Source organism: Streptomyces sp. NPDC092370 (assembly GCF_044755265.1).
In the GTDB taxonomy this organism is placed as follows: domain Bacteria; phylum Actinomycetota; class Actinomycetes; order Streptomycetales; family Streptomycetaceae; genus Streptomyces.
Genome location: NZ_JBIVQO010000009.1, coordinates 252,942 through 278,477, shown reverse-complemented (window position 1 = coordinate 278,477; position 25,536 = coordinate 252,942). Strand labels below are relative to the sequence as shown.

Below are 25,536 nucleotides of genomic sequence, written 5' to 3'. Positions count from 1 at the left end.
GACCGCTGGGCCGTACAGGTCTTACGTTCTCAATGTGCGGCATCGGAGCCGCCCGCAGACGCGAAGCCCCCGGTTGTTCCCCCGTGATCGGGGGCTTCGTTCTGCCCTCTTCCGGTTTTCCGGCCGCCGCGGGGGGCACCGACCGCTCACCCTGGGTCACCGTGCGCGAGTCCGCCACGTCCGCTCCCACCTCGCCGAACGGCCCCTGCGGCACTCTACGGGCGCGCCGCCCGCGAAGGTACGATGCCCTCGTCGCGACCTGCGGACGGTTGCTTTGCGCCCGGCAACTCCGGTCCGTGGCACAGCGGTTCGAGCAGGGCAGCCGACCGGGGGACGGCTCGTTGGCATACCGACGGGGGCACGGTTCGTGGGGGACGTGATGGACTTCGGCACGCAGGGCCCTCAGGCCCCGGCCGACCTCGCCTGGCTGCGAGGCGTGGACGCCTACACCATGGGCGCCTATCCGCAGGCGGAGGAGGAGTTCCGCGCCGCCGTGCGCATGGACTCCGGGATGGCCGACGGCTGGCTCGGACTGCACGCGCTGCGCGTCGACACGACGACCGCGCTGCTGCGGATGTTCCAGCACCGCGACCGCTTCGGGGAGCAGCGCTCACGCTATCGTCGCCCGCTCAACTCCTGGTACTGGCTGGGCTGGTGGGTGCAACCCGTACTGGAGAGCCCCCGCGACCTGCTCCTCGCGCACGCCTCCCACTGGCTCGACGGCCGCCATGTTCCCGAGCTGGACCGGGCGCTCGCCGGGCTGCCGCCGGTGGACACCGACCACCAGGTCCGCTTCCTGCACGCCTGCCGCGCCTATTTGGTCAAGGACTGGGAGCAGCTCGTCCGCCACACCGACCCGCTGCTCGACGAACCCGTGCTCGGCATCGAGGCGGGCCTGTTCGGCGGCATGGCCCGGGTCCGCCTGGAGATGTACGGCCAGGCCGAACCACTGCTGGCCGCCGCGCTGATGCGCTGCCGCAGCGAACAGCCCCAGCGCAAGGAGCTGCGGTACTGGCTGGCCCGGGCCCACGAGGGCACCGGCCGCAGTGCCGCCGCGCTCCCCCTGTACCGGGCCGTGCACCGCGTCGACCCCGCCTTCATGGACACCTCCGCCCGGCTCGCCGCGATAGCCGAGGGCGACGGATACGACGACGTCACGGACCTCGCCGCGATCACGCTCACCGGCGCGGGCCAGGACGTCGTCGACGGGCCGGACGGGTTCGATCCGCTCTTCGGCCTGGAGGGGCGCGACCTGAGACTGCCCGACCCCGAGCCGCCGACCGCTCCCCTGCCGCCGGTGACCGTCCCGCCGGTCCGCGAGAGGACCGGCCCGGCCTCCTCCCTGCCCGCCGGGCCGACCGACCCGGCCTTACTGGAGGAAGCACTCGCCGAGCTGGAGCGCATGGTGGGCCTGGAGCCGGTGAAACGTCAGGTCAAGGCACTGTCGGCGCAGATGAACATGGCCCGGCTGCGGGCCGGGCAGGGCCTTCCGGTCCAGCCGCCCAAACGGCACTTCGTCTTCTCGGGACCCTCCGGCACCGGCAAGACCACCGTCGCCCGCATCCTCGGCCGTGTCTTCTACGCGCTCGGGCTGCTCGGCGGCGACCACCTCGTGGAGGCGCAGCGGGCCGATCTGGTGGGCGAGTACCTCGGGCAGACGGCGGTGAAGGCGAACGAGCTGATCGACTCGGCCCTCGGGGGCGTCCTCTTCGTCGACGAGGCCTACTCGCTGTCCAACTCTGGCTACAGCAAGGGGGACGCCTACGGCGACGAGGCCCTGCAGGTGCTGCTGAAGCGCGCGGAGGACAACCGCGACCACCTCGTGGTGATCCTGGCCGGCTACCCGGAGGGCATGGACCGCCTGCTGGCCGCGAACCCCGGTCTGTCGTCCCGTTTCACCACCCGCGTGGACTTCCCGTCGTACCGGCCCCTCGAACTCACCGAGATCGGCAGGGTACTGGCGGCCGACAACGGTGACCTGTGGGACGAGGAGGCCCTCGACGAGCTGCGCTCCATCGCCGGGCACGTGGTGGACCAGGGGTGGATCGACGAGCTGGGGAACGGACGGTTCCTGCGGACGCTGTACGAGAAGAGCTGTGCCTACCGGGACTTGCGGTTGTCCCTCTACCCCGGCGCGCTGGAGCGTGAGGATCTCGCCACGCTGCGGTTGCCGGATTTGATGCAGGCGTACGGGGAAGTGCTGTCCGGGCGGGGACCGCAGGATCCGCCCGGACCATGAGGAAGCGGCGTGGGGCGTAGCGCTAGGTGGCCAGGACCTCCTCCGAGGCCCCACTGCTCCGGGGCTCGGTCAGCCTCACCTCGCGCACCTCACGATGGGCCGGGTCGCGCACCTCCCCCACCAGCAGCTCCAGCACGTCCTCCAGCGCGACCAGCCCGAGCACCTTCCCGGACCCGTCGGCCACCTGGGCCAGGTGGGTCGCCGCCCGCCGCATCACCGTCAGCGCGTCGTCCAGCGGCAGCTCGGACCGCAGGGTCGTCATGGAACGCCACAGGTGCTGCGGGACGGCCCGGTCGGAGTCCTCCAGGTCGAGGACGTCCTTGACATGCAGAAAGCCCATGAACACGCCGTTGTCCGCGGCGACCGGGAAACGGGAGTAACCGGTACGGGCCGTGAGCTCGACGATGCGGCCGGGGGTGACCGACGGGCTGACCGTCACCAGGGACTCCCGCTTGAGCAGGACGTCCGTGACCGGTCGGGAGCCCAGCTCCAGGGCGTCCTCCAGGCGTTCGGCCTCCTCGGGGTCGAGCAGGCCCGCCTGGCCGGCGTCCTCCACCAGCCGGTTGAGCTGCTCGCTGGTGAAGACGGCCTCGACCTCGTCCTTGGGCTCCACGTGGAAGAGCCGCAGGATGCTTTGGGAACAGGCGCCGAGGGCGGCGGTGATGGGCTTGCAGAAGCGGGCGAACCAGACCAGGCCGGGGCTCAGCCACAGCGCGGCCTTCTCCGGGGCCGCCATCGCCAGGTTCTTCGGGACCATCTCGCCGATGACGAGGTGGAAGAAGACCACGGCGGCGAGGGCGATGACGTAGGTGAGCGGATGGATCACGCCCTCGGGCAGGTGGATCCGCTCGAAGACCGGCTCCAGCAGGTGCGCGACGGTCGGTTCGGCGACCGCGCCGAGGGTCAGCGAGCAGATCGTGATGCCGAACTGGGCCGCCGCCATCATCTGCGGCAGGCGCTCAAGACCGTAGAGGACCTGCCGGGAGCGGGCGGTGCCGAGCGGCTCGATCTGGCTGCGGCGTACGGAGACCAGCGCGAACTCGGCGCCGACGAAAAAGCCGTTGGCGAGCACGAGCAGCGCCGCGAAGAGAAGCTGGAGCACGCTCATCGGACGGCCTCCGCCATGGAGACCACGGGGGCGGTACGCACCACCCGGACCCGTTCCGCGCGGTAGTGGCCGACCTGGCGCACGGACAGCCGCCAGCCGGGCAGCTCCGCCTTGTCCCCGACGGCCGGGATGCGGCCCAGCAGGTCTGCGATCAGGCCCGCGACGGTCTCGTACGGGCCTTCGGGCACGTCGAGGCCTATGCGCTGCAGGATGTCGACCCGGCAGCTGCCGTCGACATCCCAGGCGGGCCTTCCGTCCTCCGGCGGCGCGGCGGCCAGCTCGGGCAGGTCGTGTCCGTCGTGCTCGTCGCGGACCTCGCCGACGAGTTCCTCGACGATGTCCTCCAGCGTGACGACACCGGCGGTGCCGCCGTACTCGTCGACGACGACCGCGATGGGCTGCTCGCTGCGCAGGCGCGCGAGGAGCGGCCGCACCGGCAGCGTCTCGGGGACGAGCAGCGCCGGGCGGGCGATGCGGCCGACGGGGGTGCGCAGCCGGTCCTGGACGGGCACGGCCAGGGCGTCCTTGAGGTGGACCATGCCGACGACCTCGTCGATCCTCTCCCGGTAGACGGGGAAGCGGGACAGGCCGGTGGCCCGGGTCAGGTTGACCACGTCCTCGGCGGTGGCCGAGGACTGCAGGGCGCTGACCTTCACGCGCGGCGTCATCACGTGCTGCGCGGTCAGCTCGCCCAGCGACAGGGTCCGGACGAACAGATCGGCCGTGTCCTGCTCCAGGGCTCCGGCCCGGGCGGAGTGGCGGGCCAGGGAGACGAGTTCGCCGGGGGTGCGGGCGGAGGCCAGTTCCTCGGCGGGTTCGACGCCCAGGGCGCGCACGAGCCGGTTCGCTACGGCGTTGAGGCCGGCGATGACCGGGCGGAACAGCCGGGCGAAGACATGCTGCGGGCCCGCGACGAAGCGCGCGACCTGCAACGGCCTGGACACCGCCCAGTTCTTGGGCAGGAGCTCGCCGATCACCATCTGCACGGCGGAGGCCAGCAGCATGCCGACCACGACCGTGACACCGGAGACGGCTCCCTCGGGGATGCCGACCGCGGTGAACGGGCCGTGCAGGAGCTCGGCGAGCGCCGGTTCGGCGAGCATGCCGACGACGAGCGAGGTGATGGTGATGCCGAGCTGGGTGCCGGAGAGCTGGAAGGACAGTTCCTTGAGCGATTCCACGACACGGTGGGCGCGCCGGTCGCCCTCGGCGGCGGCCTTCTCGGCCTCCGGGCGCTCGACCGTCACGAGTCCGAACTCGGCGGCCACGAAGAATCCGTTGGCGAGGATCAGCAGGAACGCGGCTGCCAGGAGCAGCAGGGGGATGGTCATGATGCCGCCGCCTCCGCACGGTCGCGTTCCTCGACAACGAGGTCCGCGCTATGTCGGCAGGGGGCGGCGCAGATACTGCAGGACGATCCGTCCATCGCCGGAGGGGGTCACTCCTCGGTGAGCAGGGGGGCCTCTGCGCACCGGTCGGGGCGACAGAGACGGAGGCGCATCCGTCACGCCTCCGCCAACAGATTAATCAAGACACGGCCCGGTGCGGCAGTGGCGGCCGCCGGGAGGATCCCGCGTCAGTCCCGAGGCTCCCCGGGGCGCGCCGCGGAACGGGCCTCGGCGAGCGCCCGCAGGGCCCGGGCGTCGGCGATCGCGCGTTGCTTGGCCAGGCCCGGCTGGATGCCCAGAGCAGGCAGGCTGGTGCCGTCGCTGAGGTTGAGGAAGACCCAGGGGTCGCCGGGCCGGAGGGTCACCTGGAGGATCTCCGCCCATTCCAGCCGGCGCTTGTTCGTGAGATTCACGACAGTGACGCCGTCCTCGTCGGCGATGACCTTGGGCCGCGCCAGAAGGAGCAGTACGGCGTCCAGCAGGAGCGCCGTGAAGACGAAGCTGACGCGCTCGCCGGGGCTGAGCTGCTTCAGCAGCATCGCGACCGCAGTGATCACCACGAAGACGGCGACGGCTGCGGTGAGCAGCACCACGCGGGTGCTGCCCGGCCGGAAGGTGACGGGCAGGGTGGGCAGATCGGACATCGGTACGCGCCCCTCAGAGACGGCAGGCGTGGATGGCCGTGGTCAGGATGGCCCGGGCGCCGATGTCGTACAGGTCGTCCATGATCCGCTGGGCTTCCTTGGCCGGGACCATCGCGCGGACGGCGACCCAGCCCTCGTTGTGCAGCGGGGAGACCGTCGGGGACTCCAGGCCGGGCGTGAGGGCCACGGCCTTCTCCAGCTGCTCGACACGGCAGTCGTAGTCCATCATCACGTACGTCCGGGCGACCAGGACGCCCTGGAGGCGGCGCAGGAACTGCTGCACCTTGGGGTCGTCGGGCTCCGCGCCGGTGCGGCGGATCACGACGGCCTCGGACTGCATGATCGGCTCCCCGGCGACCTCCAGGCCCGCGTTGCGCAGGGAGGTGCCGGTCTCGACGACGTCGGCGATGACCTGGGCGACACCGAGCTGGATGGCGGTCTCGACGGCGCCGTCGAGGTGGACGACGGAGGCGTCGATGTCGTGCTCGGCCAAGTGCGCCGCGACGATGCCCTCGTAGGAGGTGGCGATCGTCTTGCCCGCCAGGTCCGCCAGGCCGCTGATCGTGCCGGGCTTGGTGGCGTAGCGGAAGGTGGAGCGGGCGAAGCCGAGGGCGAGGATCTCCTCGGCCTCGGCGCCGGAGTCGATGAGCAGGTCACGGCCGGTGAGGCCGATGTCCAGCTGGCCGGAGGCGACGTAGATCGCGATGTCGCGGGGGCGGAGGTAGAAGAACTCGACCTCGTTCACCGGGTCGACGATCCGCAGTTCCTTGGACTCCCGGCGCTGCTGGTAGCCGGCCTCATGCAGCATCTCCGCCGCAGGGCCTGACAGGGAACCCTTGTTGGGGACGGCGATGCGCAGCATGAGGTCGGCTTCCTTTGCGTGGGTGTCGTACGGGACGGGTGCGGCTTACAGGTGGGCGTAGACGTCGTCGAGGGAGATGCCGCGGGCGACCATCATCACCTGGACGTGGTACAGCAGCTGCGAGATCTCCTCGGCGGCCGCCTCCTTGCCCTCGTACTCGGCGGCCATCCACACCTCGGCGGCCTCTTCGACGACCTTCTTGCCGATGGCGTGAACGCCCTTCCCGACCAGTTCTGCGGTGCGGGAAGTGGCGGGATCGCCCTGGGCGGCCTTGTGCTGGAGCTCGGTGAAGAGCTCCTCGAACGTCTTCTTGGACATGGTGTCGCTCAGCCTATGCCACACACGGCTTTCGTCAGCGCCAGGGTTCGGATACTGAGCGGAGGGTGGCCGCGGTCGCGACCGCGGCCGTCACCGCCTCGTGCCCCTTGTCCTCGTGGGAGCCCTCGATTCCGGCGCGGTCCAGGGCCTGCTCCTCGGTGTCGCAGGTCAGCACGCCGAAGCCGATGGGGACGCCGGTGTCGACGGAGACCTGGGTGAGGCCCTGGGTCACGCCCTGGCACACGTATTCGAAGTGGGGGGTTCCGCCGCGGATGACGACGCCGAGGGCGACGATCGCGTCGTAGCCGCGGCCCGCGAGGACCTTCGCGACGACCGGGAGCTCCCAGCTGCCGGGGACCCTCAGCAGGGTCGGCTCGTCGATGCCCAGGTCGTGCAGGGCGCGCAGGGCGCCGTCGACCAGGCCGTTCATCACCTTCTCGTGCCACTGTGCCGCGATGACGGCGACCCGGAGGTCACCCACATTGCGTACGGACAGCTCCGGTGCACCCTTGCCGCTCACGTCTCTCCCTCTGTGCTCTCTTACTGGTTGCCGCAGGCCGGCACGGTCGTCGTGTCCAGCCAGGGCAGGTCGTGGCCCATCCGGTCCCGCTTGGTGCGCAGGTAGCGGAGATTGTGCTCGCCGGCGCTCACGGGCATCGGCACGCGCGCCCTGACCGCGATGCCGTGCCGCACGAGCGCGTCGGTCTTGTCGGGGTTGTTGGTCAGCAGCCGGACGCCGCGCACGCCGAGGTCGGCAAGGATCTGGGCGCCCGCGGCGTAGTCGCGGGCGTCGGCGGGCAGGCCGAGTTCGAGGTTGGCGTCGAGGGTGTCGCGACCGCGTTCCTGGAGTTCGTAGGCGCGCAGTTTGGACATCAGGCCGATGCCGCGGCCCTCGTGTCCGCGCAGGTAGACCACCACGCCCCGGCCCTCGGCCTGGATGCGGGCCAGGGAGGCGTCCAGTTGGGGGCCGCAGTCGCAACGGGCGGAGCCGAAGACGTCGCCGGTGAGGCATTCGGAGTGGACCCGGACGAGGACGTCCTGGCCGTCGCCGATCTCACCGTGCACCAGGGCGACGTGCTCGACGCCGTCGACGACGGAGCGGTAGCCGTAGGCCGTGAAGGTGCCGTGTGCGGTGGGCAGTTGGGTCCTGGCCTCGCGGCGGACGGTGGGTTCGCTGCTGCGGCGGTAGGCGATCAGGTCCTCGATGGAGATGATCGTCAGGCCGTGCTTGCGGGCGAAGGGGATCAGCTCGGGCAGGCGCAGCATGGTGCCGTCCTCACCGGCGATCTCGACGATCGCGCCGGCCGGGCGCAGGCCCGCGAGGCGGGCGAGGTCGACCGCGGCCTCGGTGTGGCCGTTGCGGGTCAGGACACCTCCGGGCCGGGCGCGCAGCGGGAAGATGTGGCCGGGGCGGACGAAGTCGTCGGGTCCGCTGACGCCGCCGGCGAGCAGCCGGAGGGTGGTGGCGCGGTCGGAGGCGGAGATGCCGGTGCTCACGCCGTGGGCGGCAGAGGCGTCGACGGAGACCGTGAACGCGGTCTTCATCGACTCGGTGTTGTCCTCGACCATCTGCGGGAGGTTCAGCCGGTCCAGTTCCTCGCCCTCCATGGGGGCGCAGATCAGGCCGCGGCACTCGCTCATCATGAAGGCGACGATCTCGGGGGTCGCCTTCTCGGCGGCGATGACGAGGTCGCCCTCGTTCTCCCGGTCCTCGTCGTCGACGACCACGACGGGGCGGCCGGCCGCGATGTCGGCGATGGCCTGCTCGACGGGGTCGAGGGCGAAGTTCTCGACGTCGTCGGTGCCGTACAGGGCGGTGGTCGAGGGGATGGCGCGAAGCGCCTCGTTCAGGGTGGTGGCGGGTGACGGGCGGGCAGTCATGCCGGCGCTCCTTCCAGGGTGGGCCGCGCGGCCTGACGCGAGCGCAGCCACCAGTCGCGCAGGCCCCACAGGACGAGCGCGCCGTAGATGACGTAGACGAAGCCGGAGAAGGCGTAGCCGTTGGCGAAGTTGAGGGGCACGCCGACGAGGTCGACGAGCAGCCAGGCGAACCAGAACTCGACCATGCCGCGGGCCTGGGCGTACATGGCGACGACGGTGCCGACGAAGATGTAGGCGTCCGGCCAGGGGTCCCAGGACAGGGTGGGGTACGCCGTGAAGAGCAGCGCCACCGCGACCGTGCCGGCGGCGGCCGCCGCGGCCATCGCCGCGCGCTCGCGCCAGGTGGCGAACCGGACGGCTATGTGGCCGTCCTCGCCCTGCCCCTTGCCGCGCTGCCACTGCCACCAGCCGTACAGGGCGACCACCATGACGACCGCCTGCTTGCCGGCGCTGCCGGTGAGGTGACCGAAGAAGGCGCCGAAGAGGATCAGGCCGGCCAGGAACTGCACGGGCCAGGTCCAGATGGAGCGCCGCCAGCCGAGGGCGAGGGCGGCCAGGCCGAAGAGGTTGCCGACCATGTCGGACCAGAGAATGTGCTGTCCGAAGAGGGCGAACGCCTCGGAGTTCAGCGTGTTCACCGGGCCGCCCCCTGCGCGCGGTCGCCGAGCATCCGCTCGACGTACTTGGCGATGACGTCCACCTCGAGGTTGACCGGGTCGCCGGGCTGCTTGTGGCCGAGCGTGGTCAGGGCGAGGGTGGTGGGGATGAGGCTCACGGTGAAGTGGTCGGAGCCGGCGTCGACGACGGTGAGGCTGATGCCGTCGACGGTGATGGAGCCCTTTTCGACCACGTACCGGGTGAGGTCGGCGGGGAGGGAGATCTTCACGATCTCCCAGTTCTCGGAGGGCTTGCGCTCCAGGATCTCGCCGGTGCCGTCCACGTGGCCCTGCACGATGTGCCCGCCGAGGCGTTCGCCTACGGCCATGGGGCGTTCGAGGTTGACGCGGGAGCCGGCCTTCAGGGCACCGAGGCTGGAGCGGTTCAGGGTCTCGGCCATGACGTCGGCGGTGAACTCGTCGCCCTCGTGGTCGACGACCGTGAGGCAGACACCGTTGACGGCGATGGAGTCGCCGTGTTTCGCGCCTTCGGTGACGACGGGGCCGCGCAGCCGGAAGCGACAGGCGTCGTCGAGGTTCTCGACGGCGGTGACCTCGCCCAGCTCTTCGACGATTCCGGTGAACACTTCCCGGGTCCTCCTGCCTCTTCGGGCACGGACTCCGGGGCTGTCGATGACGACAGAAAGTACGAGCAGGACACCGGGGACGACGCCGGACGGAGTCCGCCACGGGGACGGACTTCTGGGCGGCGCGCACGGATGCCCGCTCGCCGCGCACTGCCTCCCATCCGGACTTTAACCGTCGGTCCAGGAATTTCACCTGGTCAACCGGCCGCTGGAGGCGACCGGGTCGCGGACTGTAACCGCCGGTTCGGACTTTCACCGACCCCGGAGTGCGCTGCTTGTGGTACTCGGCCAGTGTGCCACGCCTGATCGGCGTTCTGAGAGGAGAAGTGTGTGGGCTGTCTCACAGACCGTGTCGCCCCCCTTCCCGAGCGCGACCGGGTCCTCAACGTCCGTGCCGGACCGGCCTCTTGAGGCCGCCATTGGTACACACCTATTGACGATTTGGTCTAGTCCTTTCTAGGGTCGGCGTCAGGATCGACCGGCCTCCACCGACCGGCCCGGCGGCGGTGACGACGGCCCTTGCCCGCCGTCGGGCCTTCCCATGCCGCGCACACGGCGTTCTGGCAGGGTGAGTCGTATGACCACGACGACCGCCGACGAGTTCGAGATCCACCGGCGCCGGATGTTCTCGCTCGCCTACCGTCTGCTGGGCTCCGCCGAGGAGGCCGAGGACGCGGTCCAGGACGCGTACCTGCGCTTCAGCGGAGCCGACCGGGCCGGGATCGAGCAGCCGGCGGCCTGGCTCGCCAAGGTCGTCACAAACCTCTGCCTGAACCGGTTGACCTCCGCGCGGGCCCGCCGCGAGCAGTACGTCGGGACCTGGCTGCCCGAGCCGGTGGTCACCGGGGACGGCACGCTCGGGCCGCTGGAGTCGGCCGAGCAGCGGGATGCCGTGTCGATGGCGATGCTGGTGCTGCTGGAGCGGCTGACGCCGACCGAGCGGGCGGTGTACGTGCTGCGGGAGGCGTTCGGGTACGGGCACCGGGAGATCGCCGGGGTGCTGGATGTGAGCGAGGCGAACTGCCGTCAGCTGTACCGGAGGGCCGTGCGGCGGGTGGGTCAGCCGCAGGCCCGGTTCGAGCCCGCGTCCGAGCAGCAGGAGGAGCTGGTCGCGTCGTTCATCACCGCGGCCCGTGAGGGTGATCTGGCCGGGCTGGAGAAGCTGCTCGCGGCCGAGGCGACCTGGTGGAGCGACGGCGGCGGAAAGGTCACCGCAGCGCGTTGGCCGATCGAGGGCGGGCAGAGGATCGCCCACTTCCTGGCGGGCGGGGGCCCGAAATTCGCGGCGGGCCTGGACTTCACGCCGGTGGAGGTCAACGGAGCCACCGGGCTGGCCACCTGGGCCGGCGACACCCTGGTGGGGCTGGCGGCGATCGAGGTGCGCGACGGGCTGGTCACGGGGGTGCGGGCCGTCGTCAACCCGGAGAAGCTGGCGTTCGCACGGCGTCAGCTCACCCGGGCGTAGGGCCGCCAGGCGCGTCTGTCACATTCCGCGGGGGGTGTTCGGTCTCAGCTGGTGTGGGGCGCTCCGTACGGGAGCGCCGGGCGTCCGAAGGGACTGAACTTCATGACCACGATCCTGGTGACCGGCGGTACCGGAACGCTCGGCCGGCTCGTCGCCGAGCGGCTGCGCGCGGACGGGCACGACGTGCGGGTACTCAGCCGGCACAGCGAGCCGTACGCGGTCGATCTGCGCAAGGGCGGTGCCGGGCTGGACGCGGCGGTCGCCGGTGTGGACACGATCGTGCACTGCGCGTCGTCGCAGAAGGGCGATGAGGAGGCGGCGGTGAACCTGATCATGGCGGCACGCGGGGCGCGTGTGCCCCACTTCGTGTACATCTCCATCGTCGGCGTCGACCGGGTGCCGTTCCGCTATTACAAGAGCAAGCTCGCGGTGGAGAGGCTCGTCGAGGAGTCGGGGCTCGGCTGGACCGTGCTGCGGGCCACCCAGTTCCACGACCTTCTGGTCATGCTGTTCCAGGGGCTGTCGAAGCTGCCGGTGCTGTTCCTTCCGGCCGGCCTTCGGGACCAGCCGGTCGAGGTCGCCGAGGTCGCGGACCGGCTGGCCGGACTGGCGGCGGGTGCGCCGGCGGGGCGGGTCGAGGACATGGGCGGGCCCGAGGTGCGGACGTTCGAGTCACTGGCCCGCGCGTACCTGAAGGCGTCCGGGCGACGGCGAGCGGTGGTGCACGTGCCGCTGTGGGGGGCGGCGTACCGGGGCTTCCGCAGTGGGGGGCATCTGACGCCGGACCGGGCCGTGGGCACCGGGTCGTTCGAGGAGTACCTGGCGAGGCGGTTCGGGAGCGACCGGGTGCGGGCGGGGAGCCGGCGGGGCTCAGAGGGCCGGTCCGGGGCTTAGGCACCAGGGGGCAGGGCGGGGGCGGCGGCCGAGGGGCAGGGCGGGAAGCAGCGGCACGAGGGCGTCGGCACCAGGGCGCGACGGCCAGGGTGTCACGTCCTACCAGCCCGGGAACGGCTGTGACAGCCGCTCCCCCGGCGGGAACAGTTCCTCCTGGGCGCGGTCCCGAGCCGTGAGCAGCGCACCTCGCAGGACCGCGGCGCCGCCCAGGGTGGCCGTACGCACCTCCGTCGGCAGCGGTGTCATCCGGATGATGCGGTCGTGCACGCGTGCGGCGAGCTCCTCACCGCCGGCCTGACCGACCTCACCCCCGAGCACCACGCACCCGGGGTCCAGGATCGCGACGACCGAGGCGACTCCGACGGCCAGGCGATCAGCGAGGGCGTCGAGGAAACGGCCGGCGGGGCCGACGGGCGAGTGCTCCTCGGGGGGCCCGGCCGCCGCTCCCACCTCCCGGAGCTGAGCCACCGCCCCCCGCACCACCCTGACCGCCGCCCGCACGACCCCCGCCTGAGACGCCTCCACCGGCACCCCGCACTCGGCAGCGAGTTGCATGACCGCAGCCGACGAGGCAAGGGAATGGAAGCCCCCCTCGCAGTCCGTCGAGGACGGCAGCGCGGTCGTGCCGGGCACGGGGAGGAAGCCGATCTCGCCGGTGCCGCCGGAGGCTCCGCGGCGGAGGGCGCCGTCGAGCACCACGGCCGCTCCCGTCCCGTGGCCCAGCCACAGCAGGACGAATGTGTCCCGGTCGCGGGCCGCCCCGTCGCGCTGCTCGGCCACCGCCGCGAGGTTGGTCTCGTTCTCGACGCTGACGCGGGCCTCGGGCAGGCGCTCCTGGAGGGTGGCGACCAGGCGGCGGTGCCACTCCGGCAGTCCGGAGGAGTCGCGCAGCTCGCCGCTGGACGGGTCGATCAGGCCGGGCGCCCCGATCCCCACGGTGTGCAAGCGGTCGGCACCGGCTTCCTTGGCCACGCGCTCGACCAACGCGACCGCCTGTTCCACGGCGGGCCCCGTTCCCATGTCTCCGGCGATCGGCACCGACGCCTCGGCCAGTACCCGCCCCACCAGATCCGCGACGGCCACTGCGACACCCTCGGTGCGGACGTCGAGTGCGGCCAGGTGCGCCCGGTCGGCGACGATGCCGTACACCTTCGCGTTGGGGCCGCGCCGCTGCTCCCCCGTCTCGCCGACCACCGCGATCAGACCCGCGGCGGTGAGGCGTTCGACGAGGTCGGCGACGGTCGGCCGGGACAGACCGGTCAGTTGCTTCAACTGCCCTGCCGTCAACGGGCCCTCCTGCTGGAGCAGGCGCAGGGCCAGCCGGTCGTTGATGGCCCGGGCGGTGCTGGGGGATGCGGGCATGCCGGGATCCTTCCAGATCGGCGGGGCCGTCGAGCGCGGCCCGCCGGGAGACCCTCTTATTATCAGGCAGGGTTCCTGATAGTTTACGCCCGCACCAGAGGCGAGTACCGCAGAGACCTGGAGGGGGACCGCAGAATGGGCAACGTGGTCGACGAACAACGCGAGGTGAAGCGGTCCCGGTACGCCGTGGCCGCCGTCTTCGCCGTGCACGGCGCCGTGACCGGTTCGTTCGCCACCCGCGTGCCGTGGATCCAGGACCACGCGGGCGTGAGCGCGGGCCAGTTGGGGATCGCTCTGGCCTTCCCCGCGCTCGGCGCGTCCGTGGCCATGCCGCTCGCCGGCAGCATCAGCCACCGCTTCGGCGCCCGCAACGCGCTGCGCGGACTGATCGCGCTGTGGACGTTGTCCCTGGTCCTTCCCTCCCTCGCCCCGAACCTGCTGACGCTCTGCCTGGCCCTGTTCACCTACGGCGCCACGGCCGGCATGGCGGACGTGGCGATGAACGCGCTGGGGGTCGAGGTCGAGAATCGCCTCGGCCGGTCGATCATGTCCGGGCTGCACGGCATGTGGAGCGCGGGCGCCCTGGTCGGCTCGGCGGCCGGCACGCTCGCCGCGCACCTCGGCTCGGACGCCCGGCTGCACCACGTCCTGGCCGCCGCGGTCCTCACCGTCGTCGGCGTGCTGTCCTGCCAGTGGGTGCTCGACCTGCAGCCCGAAGAGGACGAGGAGCCGCCGCCGCGGTTCGCGCTGCCGCCCCGCTCGGCACTGGTCATCGGCGCGATCGGGTTCTGCGCGGTGTTCGCGGAGGGCGCGAGCCTGGACTGGTCGGCGGTCTATCTGCGTGAGCAGCTGGAGACCTCCGCCGGGCTCGCCGCGGCGTGCACGACGGGCTTCACACTCACCATGGCCGTCGCGCGGCTCGTCGGCGACAAGGTCGTCGACCGCTTCGGTGCCGTGCGAACCGTGCGGACGAGCGGCGTGTTCGCCGTCCTGGGCGGACTGCTGATCGTCGTGGCGGACCATCCGGCGGTGGCCATGAGCGGGTTCGCGCTGATGGGCCTCGGCATCGCCGTCGTCGTACCGCTGTGCTTCGCCGCGGCCGGCCGCAGCGGTGCCAACCCGAGCCTGGCCATCGCGGGCGTCGCGACCATCACGTACACCTCGGGGCTGATCGCGCCGAGCGCGATCGGCATGGTGGCCCAGGCGACCAGTCTGATGGTGTCGTTCTGCCTCGTGACGGCGCTGTCGTGCGGCCTTGTGGCGTTCGCGGGGGTGCTGCGCCCCGGCGAGCGGACGAAGACCGGCCGGCCGGACACGGCGGTTGCGGACCCGCGGCCCTGAGCCGGACCGGACCCGAACGGGCCCCGGTCACCGGCACTCACGGCGCACCCCGACAATGGTCCGGACACTCGCACGCACGACGGAAGCGAAACCGCACCATGGATCTCGGCGTCCGCTGGAAACTGCACGGCGACGGACGCACCCCGGCGCCCGGCGCGGTGGTCCGCCCCGACGAGCGGCTCTCCTGGCCGCGCACGGCCGGGCTCGGCGCCCAGCACGTCGTGGCCATGTTCGGGGCGTCCTTCGTGGCCCCGGTCCTGATGGGCCTGGACCCGAACCTCGCGATCATGATGTCGGGCGTCGCGACCGTCGTGTTCCTGCTCGCCACCCGCGGCAGCGTCCCCAGTTATCTGGGCTGTTCGCTCTCCTTCGTCGGCGTGGCGGCGGTCATCCGGGCGCAGGGCGGCAGCAGCGCGACCGTCACCGGCGCGGTGTTCGTCGTCGGGGGCGCGCTGTTCCTGGTGGGGCTCGCCGTGCGGCGGTTCGGGGCGCGGATCATCCACGCCGCGATGCCGCCGATCGTGACCGGCGCGGTGGTGATGCTGATCGGCTTCAACCTGGCGCCGGTGACGGCTTCGACGTACTGGCCGCAGGACCAGTGGACGGCCCTGCTGGTGATGCTGTTCACCGGTCTGGCGGTCGTCTGCCTGCGGGGTTTCTGGTCCCGGATCGCGATCTTCCTGGGGCTCGTCTTCGGGTACGGCATCTCCTGGGTGTTCGACCTGGTCTTCGGCAAGATCCACTCGGTGGACGCGAGCGGCCGGCTCACCGACCACTGGCGGCTGGACCTGTCCGGCGTGGGCAGGGCCGACTGGATCGGGCTGCCGGACCTGCACGCCCCGTCGTTCCAGTGGTCGGCGATCCTGGTGGCCCTGCCGGTCGTCATCGCGCTGGTCGCGGAGAACGCCGGGCATGTGAAGGCGGTCGGCGAGATGACCGGTGACTCGCTGGACGACAAGCTCGGCACGGCCATCGCGGCCGACGGCGTCGGCTCGATGCTGTCCACCGCGGTCGGCGGCCCGCCCAACACGACGTACTCCGAGAACATCGGCGTGATGGCCGCGACCCGCGTGTACTCGACGGCCGCCTACTGGGCCGCCGCCGGCTTCGCCCTGCTGTTCGGCATCTGCCCCAAGTTCGGCGCGGTCGTCGCGGCGATCCCGGGCGGGGTGCTCGGCGGCATCACGGTCATCCTGTACGGCATGATCGGCCTGCTCGGCGCGCAGATCTGGATCAACGCCGAGGTGGACCTGCGCAATCCGCTGAACCTGGTCCCGGCGGCCGCGGGCATCATCATCGGTGTCGGCAACGTCTCCCTGAAGTTCACGGACACGTTCTCGCTGAGCGGCATCGCGCTGGGCACGGTGGTCGTCATCACCGGCTACCACGCCCTGCGGGCCTTCGCCCCGGCCCACTTGAAGACGCAGACGCCCCTGCTGGACGAGGGCACCTCCTCCTACGACGACGCCAAGTCGTAGGCGTAGGACGCCGTGAACGTCCCGGGCCTGCCCTTGCAGCCGTCCGACTCCCCCGGCAGCTTCACCCACAGGTAGGCGTCGATCCGGGCCTCGCCGGTGCTGAGGGTGGGTGCCCGGCCGAGCTTGCGGCCCGCCGGGTCGCACCACTGGCCGTCGGGCGGCGCGCCGTTGCCGTTGCGGCTGGTGTCGATGACGGCGCCGAGGCTCTCCGGGCCGCCCAGTGCCTCGAGGACCCGCCGGTCGTAGGCGACCTCGTCGGCGGTGGTGTGGAAGTTGGAGACGTTGCTGAAGATCCCGTCGGAGGAATCGGGCGAGGCGGCACCGGCCTGTCTGAGCCAGGCCGCCTGTGTGCCGGGCGCGTTCCAGCCCGAGTGTCCCGCGTCGAAGTACACGCGGGCCCGGGGGTTGGCGGACTTCAGGACGCGGCCTGCCCGGGCCAGTGAGGCGAAGCGGTCCGCGCGATCACCGGCGGACAGGCACGCGGTCTGGGCGACCGAGTCCGGCTCCAGGACGACGATGACCTCTCCGGAGCCCAGCCCCGCCGCGAACCGGTCGATCCAGGCGTCGTACGCGTCCAGGCCGGGCGCCCCGCCCTGGGAGTGACCGCCACAGTCCCGGCCGGGAACGGCGTACGGCACGACGACGGGCACCCGGCCCAGCGCCGCCGCGCCCGAGGTCACCGCGGCGACCCGGGCGGTGACGGTCTCGGGCGAGTAGTCGGCGAACCAGACCGCCGCGGGCCGCTCGGCGATGCGGGACGCGATGACCGCGTGCCGGGGGTCGCCGGCGTGTGAGCGGACCCACTCGAGCACCTGCGAGTCGGGGTGGCGGTACAGCCGCGCGGCCACACGGGTGGTGGTGTGCTGCCGCTTCTTCTCGGTCCTCGGCGGGGTGGAGCTCCGCGTGCGGCGCGCGGACGGCGACGGCGAGGGGGAAGCGGACCCGGCCGTGGCCGGCGCGGACGTCGACGGCACGGCCGGCAGGGGCGCAGGGCGGGGCGGGGCCGACACTTCGGGGGGCCCGGCCTCGTCCGAGGCCCGCCCGTGGTCGAACGCGGCGAGGACCCCGGCGACCGCGCCGGCCGCGACCACGAGCGAGGCCGCCACGGCCATCGCGCCGCGCCGGGCGGCGCGCCTGCGCTCGGCCCTGCGGGCGGCCAGGCGCTGGGCGCGCAAGCCTGACACGGTGCCGCTCCCCCTCCCCCTGCGGCAGGCGGTGTTCCCCCGTTTCGGGGAAGCGCCGGGCCCGCCGGTACGTCCGCCAGCCTAGAGCTGCGACTCTGCCCGCATGCCGCGATGCGAACAAGTCCCCCCAGCCGTGGACACTCCGGTCGACGCCGTCATCTCCCGGATGCGCGCCCTCGACGCGGCCCTGCATCCCCAGGACGGGGTGGCGGTCTTCAACCGCGTCTACCTCGCCGTGACGGAGGCGGTGGACCGGTACGTCGACACCGGGCGGTTCGCGGACGCCCACGCCGCGATCACGCTGGACGTACGCTTCGCGCAGCGGTACCTGGCGGCCGTCGAGACGGCGGCGGGCGAGCGGCGCCCGCCCGCCTGCTGGCGCCCGCTGTTCCAGTTCCGCCGCCATCCCGGGGTACGGCCGTTGCAGTTCGCGCTGGCGGGCATCAACGCGCACATCGGGCACGATCTCGCGCTGGCCGTCGTGGACACCTGCCGTACGCTCCGCTGCGCACCCGTCGATCTGGAGGACGAGTTCGACATGGTGGGTGATCTCCTCGTCTCGCTGGAGGAGCACATCCGCGAAGATCTGATGCCGGGCCCCGACCTCTTGCGGATCGCCGACCCGCTGACCCACCTGCTCGGCTCCTGGAGCCTGGACCGCGCCCGGGACGCCGCGTGGACGGCGGCCCGGGCCCTGTGGGCCCTTCGCGAACTCCCCGAGGTCGCCGCGGAGTTCGCCGAACGCCTGGACACGGCGGTGGGCTTCGCGGGGCGCATGCTGCTCACACCGCTGGCCGAGCCGCCGCTCCGGTTCTAAGAGCTGCCGTTCGGATCAGGTCACGGGAAGGCGACCGTGCTGCCGACCGGCGTGATCCGTCGACAGGCCCTAGTCCTCCGGCAGTTCGACGGGCGCGATCTCGTCGTAGACGTCGCCCGGGCCCGGGTTGGTCGGGTCGGTCGTGCCGCCGAGGTGGTGCATGACGCCCCAGACCGCGTTGAGGGCGGTCTGGATCGCGCCCTCGGCCCAGCCGGCCGTCCAGGAGATGTCGTCTCCGGCGAGGAAGATGCCGCGTTTGTCCTCGGGCAGCCGGTCCTGCATGAAGTGTGTGAACAGGCGCCGCTGGTAGCGGTAGTGGCCGGGCAGGTTGGCCTTGAACGCGCCCATGAAGTAGGGCTCGTTCTCCCAGGAGACGGTCACCGGGTTGCCGATGATGTGCTTGCGGATGTCGACCTTCGGATAGATCTCGCCGAGCGACTTCAGCATGACCTCCATCCGCTCGTTCGCGGACAGCGGCAGCCACTTCAGGCTGTCGTCGCACCAGGTGTAGGAGAGGCAGATGACGGCGGGCTTGTCCGGGCCGTCGTCGAGCAGGTAGGTACCGCGCGTCATACGGTCGGTGAGCGTCATCGACATGACGTCCCGGCCGGTCTCCTCGTCCTTGTCCAGCCAGAAGGGACGGTCGACCGGCACGAAGAGCTTGGAGCTCTCCATGTAGTGGGTGCGCTCGATGGCGGTCCAGTGGTCGATCGGGAAGAGCGAGTCGTCGCAGGCGATCTTCGACAGCAGCATCCAGGACTGGGCGGTGAAGATCGCCGCCTGGAAGGTGCGGATGTCGCCCCGGGCGTCGGTCACCGTGATGCGGTTACCGGCGGTGCGGTGCAGCCGGGTCACGGCCGGGAGGGGCTCGCCGCCCTGGTGCAGGCTCGCGAGCGAGGTGCCGAGCGGCCAGTGGACGATCTTCTGCGGCTCGCGCTCCCACAGGCGCAGCGGCAGCTGCTGGGAGCCGCCGACGATGCCGCGGTGGTGGTCGTCGGCCTCGGTGTAGACGACGCGCAGGATCTCCAGGATGGAGTTCGGGAAGTCGGTGTCCCAGCCACCCGTGCCGAAGCCGACCTGGCCGAAGATCTCGCGGTGCCGGAAGGACTTGAACGCCTCGGAGTCGCAGAGGAAGCCGTAGAAGGTCTGGTTGTCCAGCTTCTCGACGAGTCGCGACCAGATCGCGCGGATGCGCGGCACGTCCCGCTCGCGCAGGGCCCGGTTCATGTCGGAGAAGTCGGCGCCCTCCTCCAGGCAGCGGTTCCAGGCCTCGGCGACGTCCCGGTACACCTGCGGCAGGTCGGCGATGGTCTCGGCGTAGTGGGACTCGCCCTTGAGGTCGACGACCGTCGAGGGGGTCGCCTCACTGAGGGGGTTGGGGAACGGCCGCGTCTGGAGGCCGACGAGGTCGATGTAGTGCTGGAGGGCCGTGGAGGACGGCGGGAAGCGCATCGCGCCCATCTCGGCGGTGAGCGACTCGTCGCACCCGTCGAAGCCCACCGTGCGCAGCCGGCCGCCGATCTGGTCGGCCTCGTACACGACCGGCTTGAGGCCCATCTTCATGAGCTCGTACGCGGCGACGATGCCGGACAGGCCGCCGCCGATGACCGCGACCTCCGTGCCGTGCTGCGTCGCGGGTATCTGCCCGAGGCCCGCCGGGTGGGCGAGGAAGTCGTCGTAGGCGTACGGGAAGTCCGGGCCGAACATGGTGATCGGCGGCTGCTGCGCGTCAGCGTGCTCGACGGCGTTGGGCACGGTGGACGTCATGGGGTGCGGACTCCTTGCACAGATGCGAACGGTGCGGTTCAGGGGGGTGTCAGACGAGCGGGCCGTACAGGCCGGGCCGCCGGTCGTGCAGATACGGGTTGTTCGCGCGCGACGCGGCGAGGAAGGCCGGGTCGACGTCGGCGAGCACGAGTTCCTCGCCGCGTCCGGCGCGGGTGCGGGCGATCCCGTCGGGCCCGGCGAGCGTGGACAGCCCCACGAACTCGAACTCGCCCTCCTGGCCGGCCCGGTTGACGTACGCGACGTACATCTGGTTCTCGAAGGCGCGCACCGGGATCATCGACTCGGCGACGAACTGGAACGGGTGCATCTGCGCGGTCGGGACGACCAGCAGGTCGGTGCCGGCGAGGGCGTGGGCGCGGACGTTCTCCGGGAACTCCACGTCGTAGCAGATCAGGATGCCGACCCTCAGGCCGTCGATCTCGGCCTGGACGACCGGCTGGTCGCCGGGCGTGAAGTGGTCCCGCTCGAAGCAGCCGAAGAGGTGCGTCTTGCGGTGGTTGGCGAGACGGGTGCCGTCGGCGGAGATCAGCTGGGCGGAGTTGAACACGGTGTCGCCGGCCCGCTCGGGGTAGCCGTAGGCGATCGCCAGGCCGTGGTTCGTCGCTATCTCGGCGATGGCGTCCGCGCAGTCGCCGTCGGCGGGCTCGGCGAGCCGGCCGATCTCGTCGCCGATCGCGTACCCGGTGAGGAACAGCTCGGACGTGACCAGCAGTCCGGCGCCCGCGGCGGCGGCCCGGCCGGCGGCCTCGTCGAGGACCTTGAGGTTCTCGGCGGTGGAGCCGGGCCGGCCGGAGCTCTGGAGCAGGGCGGTGCGCATGCGTGTTCCTCACCGGGCGGAAGGGTGGTTGGAGGGGCCACGTAGACGGTACGGGCGGCTGACCAGGGCGGACAAGAAGGAGCCGTTGCGCGCCGGTGAACGGTTCGTTGCGTGCGCGCGGGTCCGGGCGGCGATTCGTTGCGCGCCTCGGGTCGGACCCCCGCTCATCCCGGGAGCGCAGCCGTGTGCGGTCTCCCCCGTCGTGCGGCGGAGGCGGAGTCCCGCCCCGAGTGCGATGTCCCTTCCGCGGCGGGCCGGGACAGTGAGGACTGTCCAAGCGACCTGAGGAAAGGAAGCTCATGAAGCGCCGTACGAAGATCGTTGTGCTCGGCTCCGCGCTGCTGCTCACGGCCGGGGCGGCCTCGGCCGCGACCGCGTCGGACTCGGCTCGGCATCGGGAGGCCGCAGCGCTCACCGGCACCGCCAAGCTCCACCGCTCGGCAGGGGACGACATCACGTTCTCGTTCGACGCGCATCTGGCCGCGCGGGACACCGCCGACCCGATGAAGGCCACCGGCACCTTCGAATTCAGCCACTATCGAGACGGCCGTGGCGCCCGGGCGAAGGCCGAGGTCGACTGCCTGGTGACCGGCGGCAAGGTGGCCGTCGTGTCCGGCGTCATCACCGAGTCCGACCTCCCGGGCGCCGAGGGCAAGCGGGTCGGTGTCACGGTGCACGACCTCGGCCGGCACGACCGGCTGGGCTACAGCTGGGCGTCCACGGGCAGCCCCGCCGAGACGAAGGAGCTGCCCGAGTGTGTGAGCTCCGCCCCCTTCGAGAAGGTCGAGAAGGGGACGGGCGACTTCACGGTCGTGCCGTGGCAGCCCGAGCTCTAGTCAGCGCCAGGGCCGTCAGCAGGTAGGGAATCGCCAGTACCGCGAAGACGGTGCCGTGCGTCAGGTCCGTCCCGAGCAGCGCGTACACGCCGAACGTGGCGACCGTGGCCAGCTCGGTGCCCAGGCTCGCCACGGAGGTGAGTGTGGCTCGGCGGGACTCGTCGATGCGGTGCTGGAGACGGACGTCGGCGAGCACCTCGGCCAGCTGGAATCCCGCGAAGGCGAGGCTCACGAGCGCCACACCGGCCAGGGAACGGGCCATGGCTCCCACCGCCAGGGCGAGGGCGGCACCCGCGAGCAGCATCGCGAGCCCGGTCGTGCCGAGGCGTTCGGCCGGTCCGGTCAGCAGGCTGGCGAGGGTGACGCCCGCCCAGATCAGCATGATCAGGTAGGGCACCGTGGCCTCGGTGACGCCGAGGTCCCGGACCAGCAGGGGGGTGTACTCGTCGAGCGCGCCCCACACCGCGGCGACGGCCGGGATCAGCAGCAGGGCGCCGCGCACCGCACGGTCCCGTCGGACCACGGCGAGGCCGGCGCGCAGGGTCGCCGGCCAGCTGTCGCCGGCGCCCTCCGGCCGCACCCGGTGCTCCGGGAACCGGATCGCGACAAGAGCGGTCAGCACACAGGCCAGGACGCTCGCGGCACCGACCGCCGCGTAGCCGCCCCGGGCGAAGACGGGCCCCGCGAGGCCGAGGGAGGCCACGGTGCCCAGCAGGCGCGCGGCCCGGGCCCGGCCCATGACCCCCGCGTAACGGTCGGCGGCATCGAGCCGGTCCAGTTCGTCGTAGACCAGCGCTTCCAGCGCGCCGGAGCCGAGGGCCCCGCCCGCGCCCCACAGGACGAAGCCGGCCGCGAAGGCCCCGTACGACGGGAGGGCGACCCACAGGGCGAAGCCGGCTGCGGTCAGCAGCGGGCCGATCCACAGCAGTCTGCGACGCGACATGGCGTCGGCCCAGGCGCCGGAGGGAACCTCCAGCAGCACGCCGGTGACCGACCACGAGGCGAACAGGGAGGAGATCTGCCAGAGCGGCATGCCGGTGTCGGCGAACAGCAGCGCGTACACCGGGTAGAGCAGGACGAAGTCGTCGAGGAACGCGTAGCCGTACAGCGTGGTCGTCAGCCGCCGGACACCGGTGGCGGGCACGCGGGCGGGTGAGAGTGTCATGAGGCCTTCCCGAGAAGACGGATCGGACGCCGGAGGTACGGCGGCCGAGGCGGTCCTCGGGAGGCACGGCTGGTGGATCAATGTCGCCAGGTCATGGCACCGATGCTAGACCCGGCACACGGGTCGGGCCACGGACTTACGTGGGCGATCCGGAGGAGAAGCGGCGCAGCAGCGGCGAGAGCACGAGTACGGACTTGGTCCGCTCGACGAACGGCTCCCCGGCGATACGCTCCAGCACCCGTTCGAAGTGGCGCATGTCGGAGGCGAAGACCTGGACGATCGCGTCCGCGTCCCCGGTGACGGTGGACGCGGCCACGACCTCCTGGTAGCGCTCCAGGCCCCGCTGAATGGTTTCCGGGGAGGTGTTCCCCCGGCAGTAGATCTCGACGAACCCCTCGGTCTCCCAGCCGAGGGCGCCCGGGTCCACCCGCACGGTGAAGCCGGTGATGGCCCCGGTGGCCCGGAGCCGGTCCACGCGCCGCTTGACGGCGGGCGCGGACAGGCCGACGAGTTGGCCGATGTCGGCGTAGGAGCGGCGGGCGTCCTCGGCGAGGGCGTGCACGATGCGTTCGTCGAGATCGTTCAGCACAGTCGGTTGATCACTTTTCGGATGGCGCGAGTCGGGAACGGCGGTAGCCGTACACGAAGTAGAACACGAGCCCTGCGGCCATCCAGACACCGAAGACCACCCAGGTCACGGTCGGCAGGCTGCCCATCATCCAGAGGCAGAAGGCGAAGCCGAGCGCGGGCAGGACCGGGGAGAGCGGCACCCGGAAGCTGCGGGGCATGTCCGGCTTGGTGCGGCGCAGCACCACGACGGCCACGTTGACGAGCGCGAAGGCGAACAGGGTGCCGATGCTGGTGGCGTCGGCGAGCTGCCCGAGGGGGATCGCGGCGGCCAGGACGCCGCAGAACAGGGAGACGATCAGGGTGTTGGCGCGGGGCGCGCCGGTCTTCGGGTGGACCTTGGCGAACACCTTCGGCACGAGACCGTCGCGGGACATGGCGAACAGGATGCGGGTCTGGCCGTACAGCACGGTCAGCACCACGCTCGCGATGGCGATGACGGCGCAGAACGCCAGCAGCGTGCCCCAGAAGGTCTGCCCGGTGACCTCGCGCATGATCTGGGCGAGGGCGGCCTCGGAGTCGGTGAAGTTCTTCCAGGGCTTGGCGCCGACCGCGACGGCCGCCACGAGGACGTACAGCGCGGTGACGATGACCAGCGACAGCATGATCGCGCGGGGCAGGTCGCGCTGGGCGTTCTTGGCCTCCTCACCGGCGGTGGAGGCGGCGTCGAAGCCGATGTAGGAGAAGAACAGCGTGGCGCCGGCCGCGCTGACTCCGGCCATGCCGAGCGGCATGAAGTTCTCGTAGTTGCCGGAGCGGAAGCCCTGGACGCCGATGGCGCAGAACAGCACCAGCGCGGCGATCTTCACGACGACCATGACGGTGTTGGCGCGGGCGGACTCGCGGGCGCCGCCCAGCAGGAACGCCATGGCGAGCAGCACGACGATCAGCGCCGGGAGGTTGAACACGCCGCCGTCGCCGGGCGGGGCGGACAGGGCGTCCGGGATGGTGACGCCGATGGTCCCGTCGAGCAGTTCGTTGAGGTACTCGCCCCAGCCGACGGCGACGGCGGCCACCGACACGCCGTACTCCAGGACCAGGCACCAGCCGCATATCCAGGCGATCAGCTCACCCATCGTTGCGTACGCATACGAGTACGAGGAGCCCGCTACGGGGATGGTGCCCGCGAGTTCGGCGTAGGACAGGGCCGAGAACAGGGCGGTGAGGCCGGCGATGACGAAGGACAGCGTCACGGCCGGTCCCGCCTTGGGGACGGCCTCGCCGAGGACGACGAAGATGCCGGTGCCGAGGGTGGCACCGATGCTGATCATGGTCAGCTGCCACAGCCCGAGGGTGCGGCGCAGCGACCCTCCCTCGCCCTGTCCACCCTCCGCGACCAGGCGTTCCACGGACTTGCGCCGCATGAGGCGCGCGCCGGTGCCGGGGGGCGCGGAAACGGCTGTCCGGCCTGTGTTCTGCGGGGGTGCGCCTTGGTCGAGCACGCGCTGGCTCCTTTTCGCTGCCGGTCAGGGCGGCAGGGACCGGGGGCGCCCTCGAGCAGGGACCCACCGAGCGGAGTCCCCGCCACGCCACGTACGAGGCGACAGCCTACGAGCAACGACGTTGCTGTCGAAATGCAGCAACCTTGCGCATACCCGTAAGATCATTGCGTTCCCGTGGGCTCGGTGGGTGTTCGTTGCAGGGCGGCTGTCGAGTGTTGCACCGGGAACCGCCGGAGCGCCTTGACCAGGACTCGCGGGGATCGGCCCGCTCCTGCCGCAGGCCGGCGAAGTCCTGGGGGTCCAGCGATCGACGTGCGCCACGGTGGGCAGGTATCCGAGCCGGCGTGGAGCGCCGTCGCGCGGCGGTTGTCGTCCTCGAGCCGTGCCCCATGACAGCGCCAGCCGCTCGGCGGTGGTGCACCAGGGCGGTGCCGGCGCCCCTGGGAGCGGAGCGGCGCGGGGGCCGGACGAACAGGCCGTTGATCCCAGTGCACCCCGGCTGTACGGCCCGTACATCGGCCGCCTCGCACTCGGTCCAGCGGACCTCCGCGTGGCCCACAGTTGACCCCTCAGGGGTCAACGGGAGCCGCCCGCTACCGCGTGAAGCGGGCGGCGTGGCTGCCGTCGGCGCTGTGCG

The 25,536-nt window shown here is 71.7% G+C and carries 23 protein-coding genes and 1 riboswitch; of the genes, 7 read left to right on the top strand and 16 right to left on the bottom strand.

Going from position 1 to position 25,536, the window contains the following annotated elements; all coding sequences use genetic code 11:
- The first annotated feature begins 379 nt into the window (after positions 1 to 379).
- Positions 380 to 2,239: an AAA family ATPase gene (locus ACIQHQ_RS26545; RefSeq protein ID WP_402615920.1), complete on the top strand. Its 1,860-nt coding sequence runs from the start codon at positions 380 to 382 to the stop codon at positions 2,237 to 2,239.
- 22 nt (positions 2,240 to 2,261) lie between these two features.
- Here the strand turns inward: ACIQHQ_RS26545 and ACIQHQ_RS26540 are convergent, their stop codons facing one another.
- The 9 genes from ACIQHQ_RS26540 to ACIQHQ_RS26500 all read right to left on the bottom strand — a co-directional run bounded on the left by ACIQHQ_RS26540 (position 2,262) and on the right by ACIQHQ_RS26500 (position 9,683).
- Positions 2,262 to 3,347 (bottom strand): hemolysin family protein, encoded by a 1,086-nt coding sequence (locus ACIQHQ_RS26540; RefSeq protein WP_402615917.1) that lies wholly within the window; start codon positions 3,345 to 3,347, stop codon positions 2,262 to 2,264.
- Positions 3,344 to 4,678, bottom strand: a complete 1,335-nt coding sequence (locus ACIQHQ_RS26535) for a hemolysin family protein (RefSeq protein ID WP_402615914.1) — start codon at positions 4,676 to 4,678, stop codon at positions 3,344 to 3,346. The genes ACIQHQ_RS26540 and ACIQHQ_RS26535 overlap by 4 nt, the downstream gene beginning before the upstream one ends.
- 245 nt (positions 4,679 to 4,923) lie before the next feature.
- Positions 4,924 to 5,379, bottom strand: coding sequence for a PH domain-containing protein (locus ACIQHQ_RS26530; protein WP_402615911.1), 456 nt, complete (start codon positions 5,377 to 5,379; stop codon positions 4,924 to 4,926).
- Positions 5,380 to 5,392: 13 nt separating this feature from the next.
- The gene (hisG, locus tag ACIQHQ_RS26525; RefSeq protein WP_402615909.1) at positions 5,393 to 6,241 is read right to left on the bottom strand and encodes an ATP phosphoribosyltransferase; all 849 of its coding nucleotides are present in this window, start codon (positions 6,239 to 6,241) and stop codon (positions 5,393 to 5,395) included.
- Between the two features lie 45 nt (positions 6,242 to 6,286).
- Entirely contained in the window at positions 6,287 to 6,559 is a 273-nt protein-coding gene (locus ACIQHQ_RS26520) for a phosphoribosyl-ATP diphosphatase (RefSeq protein ID WP_019983911.1), read from the bottom strand.
- 34 nt (positions 6,560 to 6,593) lie between these two features.
- Positions 6,594 to 7,079 (bottom strand): 6,7-dimethyl-8-ribityllumazine synthase, encoded by a 486-nt coding sequence (gene ribH, locus ACIQHQ_RS26515; protein WP_402615906.1) that lies wholly within the window; start codon positions 7,077 to 7,079, stop codon positions 6,594 to 6,596.
- Between the two features lie 20 nt (positions 7,080 to 7,099).
- Complete coding sequence (locus ACIQHQ_RS26510) at positions 7,100 to 8,440, bottom strand: bifunctional 3,4-dihydroxy-2-butanone-4-phosphate synthase/GTP cyclohydrolase II (protein WP_402615904.1); 1,341 nt, start codon at positions 8,438 to 8,440, stop codon at positions 7,100 to 7,102.
- On the bottom strand, positions 8,437 to 9,078 hold the full coding sequence (locus tag ACIQHQ_RS26505) for a nicotinamide riboside transporter PnuC (RefSeq protein ID WP_402615902.1): 642 nt from the start codon (positions 9,076 to 9,078) through the stop codon (positions 8,437 to 8,439). Before ACIQHQ_RS26505 ends, ACIQHQ_RS26510 begins: the two co-directional genes overlap by 4 nt.
- On the bottom strand, positions 9,075 to 9,683 hold the full coding sequence (locus ACIQHQ_RS26500; protein ID WP_402615900.1) for a riboflavin synthase: 609 nt from the start codon (positions 9,681 to 9,683) through the stop codon (positions 9,075 to 9,077). Before ACIQHQ_RS26500 ends, ACIQHQ_RS26505 begins: the two co-directional genes overlap by 4 nt.
- A gap of 143 nt (positions 9,684 to 9,826) precedes the next feature.
- A riboswitch (FMN riboswitch) is annotated at positions 9,827 to 9,957 on the bottom strand.
- A 303-nt stretch (positions 9,958 to 10,260) separates the two neighbouring features.
- On the opposite strand from ACIQHQ_RS26500, the gene ACIQHQ_RS26495 reads away from it, so the two are divergent.
- The gene (locus tag ACIQHQ_RS26495) at positions 10,261 to 11,148 is read left to right on the top strand and encodes an RNA polymerase sigma-70 factor (protein ID WP_402615897.1); all 888 of its coding nucleotides are present in this window, start codon (positions 10,261 to 10,263) and stop codon (positions 11,146 to 11,148) included.
- A gap of 102 nt (positions 11,149 to 11,250) precedes the next feature.
- Positions 11,251 to 12,042: an SDR family oxidoreductase gene (locus ACIQHQ_RS26490; RefSeq protein ID WP_402615894.1), complete on the top strand. Its 792-nt coding sequence runs from the start codon at positions 11,251 to 11,253 to the stop codon at positions 12,040 to 12,042.
- Between the two features lie 99 nt (positions 12,043 to 12,141).
- Here the strand turns inward: ACIQHQ_RS26490 and ACIQHQ_RS26485 are convergent, their stop codons facing one another.
- Positions 12,142 to 13,404 carry an ROK family transcriptional regulator gene (locus ACIQHQ_RS26485; protein ID WP_402615891.1) on the bottom strand — a complete coding sequence of 421 codons (1,263 nt, stop codon included), beginning with the start codon at positions 13,402 to 13,404 and terminating at the stop codon, positions 12,142 to 12,144.
- A 135-nt stretch (positions 13,405 to 13,539) separates the two neighbouring features.
- Between ACIQHQ_RS26485 and ACIQHQ_RS26480 the strand changes: the two genes are divergently transcribed.
- Together ACIQHQ_RS26480 and ACIQHQ_RS26475 are read left to right on the top strand one after the other, a co-directional pair.
- Positions 13,540 to 14,745 (top strand): MFS transporter, encoded by a 1,206-nt coding sequence (locus ACIQHQ_RS26480; protein ID WP_402615888.1) that lies wholly within the window; start codon positions 13,540 to 13,542, stop codon positions 14,743 to 14,745.
- Positions 14,746 to 14,843: 98 nt separating this feature from the next.
- Entirely contained in the window at positions 14,844 to 16,223 is a 1,380-nt protein-coding gene (locus ACIQHQ_RS26475; RefSeq protein ID WP_402615885.1) for a uracil-xanthine permease family protein, read from the top strand.
- Here the strand turns inward: ACIQHQ_RS26475 and ACIQHQ_RS26470 are convergent.
- On the bottom strand, positions 16,202 to 17,335 hold the full coding sequence (locus ACIQHQ_RS26470) for a glycoside hydrolase family 6 protein (RefSeq protein ID WP_402616060.1): 1,134 nt from the start codon (positions 17,333 to 17,335) through the stop codon (positions 16,202 to 16,204). The genes ACIQHQ_RS26475 and ACIQHQ_RS26470 overlap by 22 nt on opposite strands.
- A 175-nt stretch (positions 17,336 to 17,510) precedes the next feature.
- On the opposite strand from ACIQHQ_RS26470, the gene ACIQHQ_RS26465 reads away from it, so the two are divergent.
- A complete protein-coding gene (locus tag ACIQHQ_RS26465; RefSeq protein WP_402615883.1) occupies positions 17,511 to 18,224 on the top strand; it encodes a DUF5995 family protein in 714 nt (237 codons plus the stop codon).
- Between the two features lie 69 nt (positions 18,225 to 18,293).
- Here the strand turns inward: ACIQHQ_RS26465 and ACIQHQ_RS26460 are convergent, their stop codons facing one another.
- The gene (locus ACIQHQ_RS26460; RefSeq protein ID WP_402615880.1) at positions 18,294 to 19,991 is read right to left on the bottom strand and encodes a flavin monoamine oxidase family protein; all 1,698 of its coding nucleotides are present in this window, start codon (positions 19,989 to 19,991) and stop codon (positions 18,294 to 18,296) included.
- A gap of 49 nt (positions 19,992 to 20,040) precedes the next feature.
- Complete coding sequence (locus ACIQHQ_RS26455) at positions 20,041 to 20,829, bottom strand: carbon-nitrogen hydrolase family protein (RefSeq protein WP_402615877.1); 789 nt, start codon at positions 20,827 to 20,829, stop codon at positions 20,041 to 20,043.
- A gap of 299 nt (positions 20,830 to 21,128) precedes the next feature.
- Between ACIQHQ_RS26455 and ACIQHQ_RS26450 the strand changes: the two genes are divergently transcribed.
- The gene (locus ACIQHQ_RS26450) at positions 21,129 to 21,665 is read left to right on the top strand and encodes a Repetin (RefSeq protein ID WP_402615874.1); all 537 of its coding nucleotides are present in this window, start codon (positions 21,129 to 21,131) and stop codon (positions 21,663 to 21,665) included.
- Here ACIQHQ_RS26450 and ACIQHQ_RS26445 read toward each other — a convergent pair.
- The 3 genes from ACIQHQ_RS26445 to ACIQHQ_RS26435 form a co-directional block, all read right to left on the bottom strand.
- Positions 21,634 to 22,830 (bottom strand): MFS transporter, encoded by a 1,197-nt coding sequence (locus ACIQHQ_RS26445; protein WP_402615871.1) that lies wholly within the window; start codon positions 22,828 to 22,830, stop codon positions 21,634 to 21,636. The two genes, ACIQHQ_RS26450 and ACIQHQ_RS26445, sit on opposite strands and share 32 nt — an antisense overlap.
- Before the next feature lie 136 nt (positions 22,831 to 22,966).
- Positions 22,967 to 23,419 (bottom strand): Lrp/AsnC family transcriptional regulator, encoded by a 453-nt coding sequence (locus tag ACIQHQ_RS26440; RefSeq protein ID WP_031104506.1) that lies wholly within the window; start codon positions 23,417 to 23,419, stop codon positions 22,967 to 22,969.
- Between the two features lie 10 nt (positions 23,420 to 23,429).
- Complete coding sequence (locus ACIQHQ_RS26435; protein ID WP_402615868.1) at positions 23,430 to 24,899, bottom strand: amino acid permease; 1,470 nt, start codon at positions 24,897 to 24,899, stop codon at positions 23,430 to 23,432.
- Positions 24,900 to 25,536: the final 637 nt, after the last annotated feature.

What these genes read in the sequence shown, in the direction of transcription:
- ACIQHQ_RS26545 (WP_402615920.1), top strand. Translation starts at nt 380, where the DNA reads ATGGACTTCGGCACGCAGGGCCCTCAGGCCCCGGCCGACCTCGCCTGG.
- ACIQHQ_RS26540 (WP_402615917.1), bottom strand. Translation starts at nt 3,347, where the DNA reads ATGAGCGTGCTCCAGCTTCTCTTCGCGGCGCTGCTCGTGCTCGCCAAC.
- ACIQHQ_RS26535 (WP_402615914.1), bottom strand. Translation starts at nt 4,678, where the DNA reads ATGACCATCCCCCTGCTGCTCCTGGCAGCCGCGTTCCTGCTGATCCTC.
- ACIQHQ_RS26530 (WP_402615911.1), bottom strand. Translation starts at nt 5,379, where the DNA reads ATGTCCGATCTGCCCACCCTGCCCGTCACCTTCCGGCCGGGCAGCACC.
- hisG (WP_402615909.1), bottom strand. Translation starts at nt 6,241, where the DNA reads ATGCTGCGCATCGCCGTCCCCAACAAGGGTTCCCTGTCAGGCCCTGCG.
- ACIQHQ_RS26520 (WP_019983911.1), bottom strand. Translation starts at nt 6,559, where the DNA reads ATGTCCAAGAAGACGTTCGAGGAGCTCTTCACCGAGCTCCAGCACAAG.
- ACIQHQ_RS26510 (WP_402615904.1), bottom strand. Translation starts at nt 8,440, where the DNA reads ATGACTGCCCGCCCGTCACCCGCCACCACCCTGAACGAGGCGCTTCGC.
- ACIQHQ_RS26495 (WP_402615897.1), top strand. Translation starts at nt 10,261, where the DNA reads ATGACCACGACGACCGCCGACGAGTTCGAGATCCACCGGCGCCGGATG.
- ACIQHQ_RS26490 (WP_402615894.1), top strand. Translation starts at nt 11,251, where the DNA reads ATGACCACGATCCTGGTGACCGGCGGTACCGGAACGCTCGGCCGGCTC.
- ACIQHQ_RS26485 (WP_402615891.1), bottom strand. Translation starts at nt 13,404, where the DNA reads ATGCCCGCATCCCCCAGCACCGCCCGGGCCATCAACGACCGGCTGGCC.
- ACIQHQ_RS26480 (WP_402615888.1), top strand. Translation starts at nt 13,540, where the DNA reads ATGGGCAACGTGGTCGACGAACAACGCGAGGTGAAGCGGTCCCGGTAC.
- ACIQHQ_RS26475 (WP_402615885.1), top strand. Translation starts at nt 14,844, where the DNA reads ATGGATCTCGGCGTCCGCTGGAAACTGCACGGCGACGGACGCACCCCG.
- ACIQHQ_RS26470 (WP_402616060.1), bottom strand. Translation starts at nt 17,335, where the DNA reads ATGGCCGTGGCGGCCTCGCTCGTGGTCGCGGCCGGCGCGGTCGCCGGG.
- ACIQHQ_RS26465 (WP_402615883.1), top strand. Translation starts at nt 17,511, where the DNA reads ATGCCGCGATGCGAACAAGTCCCCCCAGCCGTGGACACTCCGGTCGAC.
- ACIQHQ_RS26460 (WP_402615880.1), bottom strand. Translation starts at nt 19,991, where the DNA reads ATGACGTCCACCGTGCCCAACGCCGTCGAGCACGCTGACGCGCAGCAG.
- ACIQHQ_RS26455 (WP_402615877.1), bottom strand. Translation starts at nt 20,829, where the DNA reads ATGCGCACCGCCCTGCTCCAGAGCTCCGGCCGGCCCGGCTCCACCGCC.
- ACIQHQ_RS26450 (WP_402615874.1), top strand. Translation starts at nt 21,129, where the DNA reads ATGAAGCGCCGTACGAAGATCGTTGTGCTCGGCTCCGCGCTGCTGCTC.
- ACIQHQ_RS26445 (WP_402615871.1), bottom strand. Translation starts at nt 22,830, where the DNA reads ATGACACTCTCACCCGCCCGCGTGCCCGCCACCGGTGTCCGGCGGCTG.